The organism is Roseburia sp. 1XD42-34 (assembly GCF_009917385.1).
Classification (GTDB): Bacteria; Bacillota; Bacilli; order Bacillales; family Amphibacillaceae; genus Virgibacillus.
In genome coordinates this window covers 1-10,721 of the sequence record NZ_QWLJ01000066.1, presented here as the reverse complement: position 1 = coordinate 10,721, position 10,721 = coordinate 1, and the positions used below count along the sequence as shown (strand labels likewise).

12 protein-coding genes and 1 pseudogene are annotated in these 10,721 nt (G+C 34.8%); 3 read left to right on the top strand and 10 right to left on the bottom strand.

Annotated features, from left to right (window positions below):
- Positions 1-437: hypothetical protein (locus tag D1839_RS19595; RefSeq protein WP_207710081.1), on the bottom strand; the 437-nt coding region annotated here is incomplete at its 3' end.
- Positions 438-693: 256 nt separating this feature from the next.
- The gene (locus D1839_RS19590; protein ID WP_199690473.1) at positions 694-969 is read right to left on the bottom strand and encodes a YolD-like family protein; all 276 of its coding nucleotides are present in this window, start codon (positions 967-969) and stop codon (positions 694-696) included.
- 220 nt (positions 970-1,189) lie between these two features.
- Between D1839_RS19590 and D1839_RS20620 the strand changes: the two genes are divergently transcribed.
- Positions 1,190-1,333 (top strand): hypothetical protein, encoded by a 144-nt coding sequence (locus D1839_RS20620; protein WP_207710080.1) that lies wholly within the window; start codon positions 1,190-1,192, stop codon positions 1,331-1,333.
- Between the two features lie 11 nt (positions 1,334-1,344).
- On the top strand, positions 1,345-1,950 hold the full coding sequence (locus D1839_RS19585) for a site-specific integrase (protein ID WP_199690471.1): 606 nt from the start codon (positions 1,345-1,347) through the stop codon (positions 1,948-1,950).
- A gap of 337 nt (positions 1,951-2,287) precedes the next feature.
- On the opposite strand, the gene D1839_RS19580 is transcribed toward D1839_RS19585, so the two are convergent.
- From D1839_RS19580 to D1839_RS19560, 5 genes are all read right to left on the bottom strand, one after another.
- On the bottom strand, positions 2,288-2,761 hold the full coding sequence (locus D1839_RS19580) for an SMI1/KNR4 family protein (RefSeq protein ID WP_120381520.1): 474 nt from the start codon (positions 2,759-2,761) through the stop codon (positions 2,288-2,290).
- Positions 2,762-2,783: 22 nt separating this feature from the next.
- On the bottom strand, positions 2,784-4,568 hold the full coding sequence (locus D1839_RS19575) for a T7SS effector LXG polymorphic toxin (RefSeq protein WP_120631207.1): 1,785 nt from the start codon (positions 4,566-4,568) through the stop codon (positions 2,784-2,786).
- Positions 4,569-4,750: 182 nt separating this feature from the next.
- Positions 4,751-5,281, bottom strand: coding sequence for a hypothetical protein (locus D1839_RS19570; protein WP_120381477.1), 531 nt, complete (start codon positions 5,279-5,281; stop codon positions 4,751-4,753).
- 5 nt (positions 5,282-5,286) lie between these two features.
- A complete protein-coding gene (locus D1839_RS19565; RefSeq protein WP_120381476.1) occupies positions 5,287-6,039 on the bottom strand; it encodes an SAR2788 family putative toxin in 753 nt (250 codons plus the stop codon).
- Between the two features lie 13 nt (positions 6,040-6,052).
- Positions 6,053-6,946 carry a S8 family peptidase gene (locus D1839_RS19560; protein WP_199690454.1) on the bottom strand — a complete coding sequence of 298 codons (894 nt, stop codon included), beginning with the start codon at positions 6,944-6,946 and terminating at the stop codon, positions 6,053-6,055.
- Between the two features lie 337 nt (positions 6,947-7,283).
- Here D1839_RS19560 and D1839_RS20615 point away from each other — a divergent pair, with 337 nt between their 5' ends.
- Positions 7,284-9,320, top strand: a complete 2,037-nt coding sequence (locus D1839_RS20615) for a hypothetical protein (protein ID WP_199690452.1) — start codon at positions 7,284-7,286, stop codon at positions 9,318-9,320.
- A gap of 154 nt (positions 9,321-9,474) precedes the next feature.
- Here D1839_RS20615 and D1839_RS21020 read toward each other — a convergent pair whose 3' ends face one another.
- From D1839_RS21020 to D1839_RS19545, 3 genes and pseudogenes are all read right to left on the bottom strand, one after another.
- Positions 9,475-9,816: a hypothetical protein gene (locus D1839_RS21020; protein WP_286164870.1), complete on the bottom strand. Its 342-nt coding sequence runs from the start codon at positions 9,814-9,816 to the stop codon at positions 9,475-9,477.
- A 93-nt stretch (positions 9,817-9,909) separates the two neighbouring features.
- Positions 9,910-10,302, bottom strand: a pseudogene (locus D1839_RS21015) (N-acetylmuramoyl-L-alanine amidase family protein); the annotation flags it as partial.
- Positions 10,303-10,328: 26 nt separating this feature from the next.
- A partial coding sequence (locus D1839_RS19545) for a terminase large subunit (protein ID WP_207667475.1) occupies positions 10,329-10,721 on the bottom strand: 393 nt, incomplete at its 5' end.

The following is a 10,721-nucleotide window of genomic DNA, read 5'->3' as shown; positions in this document are numbered from 1 at the left end:
GCTTCTTTTTCTGCATCCGTAGAGTCATCAAACATGCTGAAAAATGAAGCAGGTTGCTGATAGCTTTTGTTTAGTGCTTTAAACACATTATCGGTAATACCGCCCTCTATTTGCTTTAGATTCGCCCAGATGTCATTACGATCCACACGCATCATTGTATTTCTAGAAAGCGGTGAAATATACCTGGTAGTGTCTGTTACGTAATTTTCAAATAACGATAGTAAGTCATTGATCTGTGTTTCATAATTTGCAATTTTTTCTTTCGAGGTGCTAATGTTTTGATCCCATGCTTCAACACTTTTTCCCTCATTTGTTTGCATAAAGGTCGTTACTTTATCCAATGAATCGTCCATTTTTCCTAAGGCACGCTTATATTTCCGAAGTTCGCCAATAATATCATCTAAAACCCCGTAATTAATTTGTAAGTCACGCTTCACAAACTATCCCCCTTCTCTCTATAATTTTAATCCCCTTGCTTTTAAGACATTTCAGTTGCCTTCCTCTATGTAAATCTTAATGGTAAATTAACCCATACACCATGCGTCTTTTTTCCTTGTTTTTAAATAGGCTGTTTTTTCTACGTAAACTTTTTTGGACTTTTTTGTTAAAAAATGCCACCTACCCGTAACTCATTTCGATTATATTTACAGGAGGTGGTTTTGTTAATAAAAAGACACACATGATGTGCTCACTTCATTTTATCCACACATCCATAATGCACTCAAAAGGCAAACGTTGCCCAGCAATGCTTATGTATTTACTTTGTTTATTAATACTGGTTATCTTGCCCTTTGCTTTATAAAAGTCATGGTTATCAAAATATTTTAATTCGACCGTTAGATCATTTACTACAGCCATTAACAGTTTATTGTTTATTTCCTCTTGCCGCTGCTTATCCAGTATTGGCTTTTCTTTATGGTTTTGTTCCTTCCACAATTCCTGAAGCATTTCAACGTGTTTGGGCATCATGATTGATGTCCACTTAATAGTACCTCGCATCATTTACCATTATGAAACAACCTTCTTTCTTACTTTTCCAGCAGATAAGATATTTTCCATGTTAAATGTTCGTACTTGTTTACGATAAAAGCAATAGGCTAAAATACTATTTTCTTTTATCTCCAATACACGTACGTAGCGCTCAGTTACTTGGTTATTGCTATCAATATAAAAGATGATGATCTTTTGCTTGTTATCTAACGAGTTTTTAAATAATCCTGCTAATGATGTAATCATTCCTAAAAAACGGAAAACCATTGAAGATATAAAAGAGAATAACATAGAAGAAAAATACTTAGAACATGAAGAATTAAACGAGTTTTCGAAGTTGTAAATAAATATGGATTGAAATATGACAAAGAACGCTTCTACACTTTAGCATTCTCAGGAATGCGATCTGGGGAATTATGCGCCCTTCAAAAAAACGATCTTGATTTTAAAGAGAACACAATTAATATAGAAAAAACAATTTATAATGAGAAAAATAATATGCGTGGTTACGAACTAACAACTCCCAAAACAGATGGATCCATCCGCTTAATAAGCATGGAACAATCCGTTATGGACATGCTACGAAAAGTAGTTCAAGAAAACGATAAACATAAAATGCAATATAGAACTTTAATGGAAGACTATCACGACAAAGATTTTGTATTCGCAAGAGCAAACGGGTATCCTTTTGTTACAAAGACAATTTTAACCAGAATGAATCGTCTCATGCGTAAAACAAATATAAAAAAGTATGCTATACCTCACATTTTCAGACATACTCATATTAGTATGCTATCCAAAGCTGGTGTTGATATTGCTACAATCATGAAGCGCGTTGGCCATGAAGATATTGATACTACTATGCGAATTTACACACATGTAACGGATAAAATGAAAAAGGATGCAACCGAAAAGATATCTAATCTTTACGGAAACATCCTTAAAAAATCAACTTTTTAAAAAATGTGAGGTTTTTGTGAGGTTTTCTCTAAATATCACCCAACCAACACTTATCACCCCTGATGCATCAGGAGTTACGGGCGATGAATTACATCATGCCGCCCATAATTGACGCCATTTCTTCAAATTACTTCTCACTTCTTTTCACCTAAAAAATACGTCTTATAAAATAAAAACACTATTATTTTTTCATCGGATTTCACTCTGTTATTTTTTTCAGTTATTTTTATGTTGTTTTTTAAAAAATAACATCCTTGTAAAGTCGTACTAATTAAAAACATTACACAATTAACTTACTCCACCACTACTAGCAAAATTAAACTTAAGTAGTAATACTCTATTCACTTAAATGAATATAATAATCTGTTTTTTCATCCATCTTCTTTAAAAATTCTTCAAGTGATGTTGCAATTTTTTCTTCGAAATAGTAAACAGGACAAATCCCGCCTTCTTGTTCCTGTTCCAAATCTAGAGTAAGATATGTTCCCTCTCCGACTTCAAAAAATACTAACATATTATCTTGATATAATTCTCTAATGGTTGAATCTATAAAATCATCTTCACCGAGTATAAAATCTGCTACACTATGAGGATCCATTAACCTATTTCTACGAGTTTTATCAAAGTTACATATAAAGCCGTACCCTACTTTTAAATAAAACTCTCTTAGTTCATTAGGGAATTTTTTACCTAATCTCTTTTCTGCTTCAATAACATCATCTTCTAAACGATATATTATATGCTTTTTGTCTTGGTTTTGTGGATTATTTAGTTCTGAAACATATTTATTTAGGAATTCAAAATCATACATATATTTTTCCTCCATTAATAAATTATTTGAACAATTTCTTTTCTGGTCCATCCTTACGATGTATCCCACTTTGATGTTCGTTCGGTCTTTTTGCAGGATGTATATTGTACCATTCATTCGGACCACCATGTTCATTTTTTATAATGTGGTGAGCATCGTACCTATCGCCTTTTTCAATATACACTCTTCCTCTTTTTGAAAGTACAGGCTTTGAATACGTAGGCCACTTTTGTCCTGTGTTCTTCTCCCACTCATCAATTAATTTATCTTTTTTACGTTGAAATTGCTTTCTATGCTTAATTATCTCTCCTTTAGGCAATTTACTGGAATAATCAACTTCTCTTAACTCTTTTTTAAGTAAAGTCTTTTGGTTATCTGGTATTTTTCTACCAGTAATCCTTTCAACATCCTTAATATACTCTTTTACACCATAAATTTTAACAAGATTCCCGTTACTCTTAGTTTTCTTAGCAGTTATTCCACCCTTATCCGCAAATTTAATAACTCCGCCAGCTTTAATCAGTTTTAAAGGTTTCCCCACTGGAAGAATAGAAGCTCCCGCCCATATTCTTTCACCCACAGAGCCTTCTGAATCAAGAACCGTATTCACATCATCCAATACAACGAAGTCTAAAGCTTCTTTGGTAGCTTTTAAACCAGCTTTTCCGGTCTTATATCCTGCTAATCCTATGTGTAAACCTGCTTTGACAATCCCTTCAGTAGCTTTTTCTACCCAGCTCTTTTCCGGCTCTTTTGGCTTGTGTCGATCGGCAGGAATCGTATTCACTAATTCATATTCTACACTTCCAGATTCGGATTGGTATTTCCTTACGATTCTGCCATCCGTCAACGTATAGTAAGTTCCCTGTCTCACTTTTTTATAGTCTGAAACCTCTACTTTAGAAACAACTTGGTGTTCAATGGTAGAAAATTCTCCTGTAGTTAAACGGTCGCCTGATGCTGCTACAGCTGCATGCATAGCCCGATAACTATAATCCATGGTTTTTAATCCAAAATGTTTCTGTAAATACTGAACCGGAATAGCAGCAAATCGACTATAGCTATAAAGTAGAAGCTTACCTGCTTCGCCAAGGACTGCCTCTAGCCCAATGGCGTTTCTCACAGCCTTATTTTTGATTCCAGATATAAGTGCTTGATGAAACTTTTGATCATCTAGCTGTCTGGATTGGTAACTGCCAATACGTAACTTTCCATTATTGCCTAACTCACGGATTTGAGTCATATAATTCTTCATCGTTCGTATATCTTGTTCTATGGGGTCTAGCTTAGCTGTACTATGTCGGTCAAAAGCGTGGAGCTTCTCTATCGTCTGACGGTTCATCTTTTTCCCATACTGTACTTTATCTAGGAACTCGCCATCGTCTATATCACGAACGTTAATAATATCTTTGACCGAGTGAAGAACGGCATTTGCCTCATCCGTTAATGCCATGGTAATCTGTTCCATTCGCTCAAAACTTCGTTTCACATCTTGAGAAAGAAAATCCTCACGAATAACTCCATCTTTGTTTGGTTCCATGTCTTGAATCGACTTTTTCATTTCTTGTAACGTATCGGAGTAATTCATAATAAAACCCTCTAAGAACAACAGAAACGGCATGTGTACCTCTTGATAGAAGGCACGAATAGAATTAGCCGTTTTCCCTTTAAACGCATCCTCCAAAGCTATAATAGCTTCTATGCTCTTCTGGATGTTTTTTACTTGTGTATGTATTTGTTCTAGCTGCGATATGGTTTTGTCGATATAGCTATGAAGGTCGCTTACATAAAGCGCCTTAATGAACATCTCCTCCCATTCCCATTGGTAATCATTTCAATGTAACCCCTTTAGTTGCATTATACTAAAAGGGCTAAATTTATTGAATTGTTTATTAAATATTTTATTGCAAAAATTACACCCTATCTCTATGGATAGGGTGTAAACTGAACAATGTTTGTTTTTATCCTATTTGATAAGAAACGTCGTTGTCAATTATCGTGGTGCTGATCTATAATTTCTTTTGGTAATTTTAACTTTAGATCATTAATCAGTTTATCATTATATGAAATAACATCGAGAACATCACTACTTAGATACAACATAAAACTATCATTATAAAAAATAATATATGCACTATTCATATAGCCAGATGTAACTTTCATACAGTACTTATATATATTATATCGATCTAATTCTTTTACAGTTGCAAAAATCACTTCTTCTTCTTCAAATACTTCATCTTTTACAATTATTTCTTTCCAGTTTTTTAATTTGAATATTTTACCTAATCCAACTTTTTCTCTTCTTCTTTTACCATTTACTATATAACCGGAAATAAACGTACTATCAATTCTAGATTCTTTATTAAATATTAAAAAGATAAGCTCTCTTAATAAAAGTTCGTTTTTCTTATGAAATGTGTCTGAAAGAACTCTCAATCTAAAATTACTAGAAACTTGATGATAAGGAGTACTATCCAAATTAAAAAAATCCACATTAAATCTTGTAAGTCTATCCATAAAGTTTAATCACCTATTCTTCTCAAAAGTGCATCATATGTTCCTGACCTTGTTTCTTTTTTCCCCAAAGCTTTTATAGTCTTTGCGCCCTTCCAACTTCCTCCTGAATGCTTATCAACATCTCTGCTTATATACTTAGGACCTTTTGCCTTTTTACCTCTTTTGTAAACTTTTGCTCCATGTGATTTAAAATTAGTTTCTATATACCCTAAAGCTTTTGCAGCAACTCTTGCAACAGATTCAGTTTTCTTTATTGATCTATTTATAGCCTTCTTCCCAAATGATTTTACGGCTTTTTTCAATCCATATTTAACTACAAATCTAATAAGTATTGGTACAAGAGGTAAAGCTGCAGCAGAAACTTCAGCTGTATTTACATTGTACACTTCTCCAGTTTCAATATCAGTAAAAACTGCTCTAATATCATCACCAACAATTTCTGTTAAAACAATATCAAAGTTTTTTTCTATATTTTCCCCATGTTCAGTCTCCAACAATGCTTTAGCTGTCATATCACCGTTTTCAGGATTAAAACTCACTTCACTATTAAGGTAGACCTCTTCTGAATCTAGTGTAGATTCAACTGTATTCATACCATTTTCTTTGTATTCAATTGTTTGAACTTGATTAGATGAAACAATATCATTATCTATTTTAGTTCCTATATTTTCACTAAGATTCTGAGCAAAAATTAAATTACCTGGTATTAGAGTGATAAAAAGTGCAATTATAATAGAATATATTAATGTTTTTTTCATAGATTTTTCTCCCCTATGTTTTATATTGTATTAATCCGTGACCATAACTTTGCTTTTCTCCCAATTCCTTTGAGTGCGTTTTCAATTTATTAATTACCTGCTTTTCCTCATGGGATTGCAACATCAATGAGATAATACCAGTTACTTGTGCTGCAGCGAACGAAGTACCACTCTTAGATACTATCTTTCCTTTAGAATTTCTTACTTGTATTTCAACACCTGGAGCAACAAAGTCTACTTTTCCTTTTCCAGCTAAAGGGTATAAATTTAAGTTATTATCTATTGCAGATACTGATATTACTTCTGGATATCTGGCAGGGTAATTGGTAGAGAGGCCTATTGTATTACCAGTTGCTGCCACTATTATTATCCCTTGCGAATGCGCTTCTTTTATAGCTTTATAGAGACTCTTATCGTTCTTATCAAACCCAAAGCTCATATTGATAATATCTACTTCTTTTTCTATACTCCAATTTATACCTTTAATAATGTCTTCAATTTTACCATTACCATCTTCTTTAAGAACTTGTACATCATATAACTCTACATTATTGTTTATACCCTTAAACGAATCTTTTTTTCCAATAGAAGAAGCTATTATACTCGCAATCATAGTACCGTGATCATTTAGCGGAAGAGTCATGTTGCTTTCTTCAATTGCATTATATTTGTATATTTGATGTTTAAGTGGTAGTTGGTTTTCATTGATACCACTGTCTAAAATAGCAACTTTAATACGCTTGTCTGAATTCACTTGATATTGTTTATCTGGTATAAGGGTACACATTGCCCAGTTTGACTCACAATCTTCTTGACTTAACTTAAGTTGAGTACTATTAGTACAAGCAGTCAACACTATTAATACTATTAGTAATAAAATACTATATAAACTTATTTTATTCGTCACTTTCACCTCCTCAGCCCCAAAAGGTAGATTACTAATTTGGAAATTAATTCAATGGTTTTTACATATTTTCCATTTATTTTTAGATCGGGAGGAAATAATGTCAGGAAGTCTAGTTGAGTTCGAATCAAAGAGAGCGACTTATGTTAATTTTGTGCCGCCTGATATGGAGTAAATAAAACACCACCTTCCCGTAACTTTTTTCAATTATAGTTACAGGAGGTGGTTTGGTTGTGATATCTATCCATTTTCACATTTAGTCAATAGTTCACTCACTGGAACCAAAACATTGCATAAATTATTGTAGATTACTTTAGATTTAAAAGAAGGAGGAGAAAACTTGGCAGTAAATAATAACTCAACTATTTGCTACCTAACCGATGAAAACGGTAATCCCATTAATTCGTTAAATAATGCAATGAATTGTGAAGAAGTAATCGAAGCAAATGGTAGGGAAAATGTGCAAATTGTGCTAGATGGACAAGAGATTACACTACAAAAAGTGATTATCCGCAAAACTGGATTTGTAGTTGTGCAAACTGCAATTGGAAGCATTCAGTGTACCTCTATTCCGATTCCTTTTTGCTTGTTTGAGGAAGCTTTACTATGCGCTCCAGAAGGAACTGAGATTCGCTGCACGGTAACAGACTTTAATTGCTTTGCTAACGCTATTTTTCAAAGTGGCGCTTTTCAATCACTGGAAATATGTTTGGATATTTGTCAAAGCATACAAGTAGTTGGAAATGCTAACCTAAAGATACCTGGACAATTTTGTGAATTTCGTGAGGAAATAAATTCAAGCTGTGTAAATAGATCTTCGTTAGTTCCACCCCCCTGTGATATAGAATTTAATACTGGTAAACAGCCATCAAAAAAGATGCCTAATTCAAAACATTTTAAAGAGGGGATAACTAACCGTTCTTCGGCACAACAAGAAGAACTTTGTGTTCGAACCGAAAAAGTCTATGATTGGATTGTGACACGATCCAGCTTACGAAAAATGATAGAGGAAGATCCGTTTATATGTATTGACCCTTGCATTTTAGGTTTATTTGTTCCAGCTATAATCGCATGTGAAAGACAGCTTTCCGGAACGATTGAATGTGATGGTCAAAGACTTAGCGGTGTTCCGATATTCTTTACAGCTTCATCTGATGTCGTAAGTTTTACGCCTAATCCGGCTTTTACTGATGATAGCGGGCATTTTACAACTGTTATTAACGTACCTGCAGAAACACCAATTACTCCAGGCACCGTAACTGCTACTACAACTGTTTTTGGGAATACCATTTCCAATGAATTGCCAACTAGTTTTATATGCTTAGCTGATCCATGTATTTTAACGCTTACTAGTTCAGAAGAAACGTTTAATTGTAATGGGGTAGTGTCCGGAAATATTCGCTGTGATGGGCAGACTATTGAAGGCGTTGAGGTTACGCTTACTAGCGACCCTCCTATTTTAAGTTTTGATCCTAACCCTGCGGTTACTGGTTCACTAGGAAACTTCTTTTCTGGTGTGACTGTTCCAGATAATACACCGCCAACAGATGTAGACATTACTGCGACGGCAACAGTTGACGGACAAAACTTATCAGAAACGGTAACGGTAACAGTCGAATGCGCTGATACTTGTGATTTAACGTTGACTTCAGATCCTATCATTATGTGTGAAGGGGAAATAACGGGAACAGTTACATGTGAAGGTAATCCGGTAGAAGGAGCAATAATCGAATTCAGTGATTTCCCTGTAGTTGGGACATTTATTCCTAACCCTGCAGTATCCGGAGCTGATGGAAGTTTCACAACAACGCTAACCATCCCTGAAGGAACTCCTTTAGTATCTACTACCATTACCGCAACAACAACAGTAGACGGTGAAAATTTATCAACAACGATAGGTATACAAGTAGAATGCCCTAAGGTGGAGTGCCCTTGTAAATTCCGGTTAGGTGTAGAAGGCAATGCTGCTCCAGCTTTAGTGAATATCACCCAGAATAATATTCCAAGTCAATTATTAGGTACCATTAACGTAACCGCAATTCAATGTTTTACAGCAGCCCCTATGTGTAATCCAGCTGTTAATAACTTCACTATTGCATTTGGTTCGAATGGCACTACCATTAACTTTGTTCACGGAAGAAGGATAGAAATTGAATGTGAGGATAACAATTATGCCAGAGTAAGAGGTACTGCGCAGGCTTCTGGAAATTTATTTAGTGGAACTTTTGAAGTGACCATAGAAGTATCAATTGATCCTTCTAATATTGGGACTTGGACTATTTTCGCCACTGATTTTATTGGAGATTCATTTACAACTACCTTCACAGCTCCGACGAACCCAATAGCTTTTATTGGAGATTGTAATGAAACTCTGTAATGTTTGTTATTCATGTATATCCCCATCCAACTAAAGACGGGGCCTTTTAAATATTTAAAACAGGAATATTTCACACGTTGTTGGACAAACTAATACAGGATCATGAATTCCCTCTCATTTCCGCAGCCCCTCTTGAGTTGAGGGGCTTTTAACATTAATACACGTCCGATTTATACACCCAAGACATAATGCCATCAAGTAATACACGATCAGACTTAACCTGTTTAACCTTATAGCTATTGCCTTTAACAAAATCAGCAATAGATTCACCTGTAGCAAATTTGCTTGCTGATTTTTTTACAGTTACTTTTTGACCAACGGAAAACGATTTAGGCGTTGGTTTGCTAGATGAGGTAGAACCACCCTGTAATTTATTTAACAACGCAACGTTTTGGCTAGCTGTACCACGGTAGTTTTTAATGCCGTATTTATCAGCTAGGCGTTTTCGGTTGTTAAAACTAGAGTCCATTTTTTGGGCTTTGAGATAATCAACAATGCTGTCATATTTTTTAGATGGTTTAGGATTAGGCGTTGGTTTACTTGGCTTAGCTTGTCCTTTGATACCAAAATAATCAACAATGGCATCAGCTAAAGCCTTACCTGCCTGCTCCAGCTTATCGTCATCACGCATAACTTTAATATCAATTATAGAGTCCATAAAACCACCCTCAATTAAAATGGCGGGCATACTGGATTCACGCACCATATGAAGGTTTGCCGTTTTTATTCCTCGATCTCGTAAACCCATTACACCAACAATACTAGGGTGTATAGCTTTTGCTAAAGCTAGTCCTGTAGATGCACCAGGATAGTAATAGGTTTCTGTGCCTGTCCAGTTCCCCCATTTACCGATATTGGCATTATGGTGATAAGATACTAAAATATCTGCACCCCATGCGTTAGCATTGTTTGTCCTGGTTGATAATGGTACATCTGTCTTGCCAGATGGGTCATCAAGTCTTAGCACATCACAGCCATATTCTTTTAAATATCTTACAGCTGCAGTAACTACTCATAGTCGTCTAGTCCGTACCAAATCGCCGAAAAGGTATGCGGATCAATATTAAACTCATCATAAATTGTATTGCCATGCCTATCCTTTTTATATGTGAGATTCTTTAACTCTCTAATCGTGTTTGGGCATTGGTCTGAACAAACAATTCGCTTAAATCTTTTTATCTTCTTTGTATTTTGTAAACAAGAACCTTTTGGTTTGTAAGCTCCCGAAATATTGATACCACGCTTTTTTAAATAGTAGATGGTTTTTGGTTCAGCAGAATCACCTTTTATCCGTTCCTTTGTTTCAACAAATTCTTGAAGGTCGTCCGCTATTTCTGGATCGTCTTTATGACGACTGTAATATTCCCAATAGATGTAAAGAATTTTATTTTTATCGTCTAT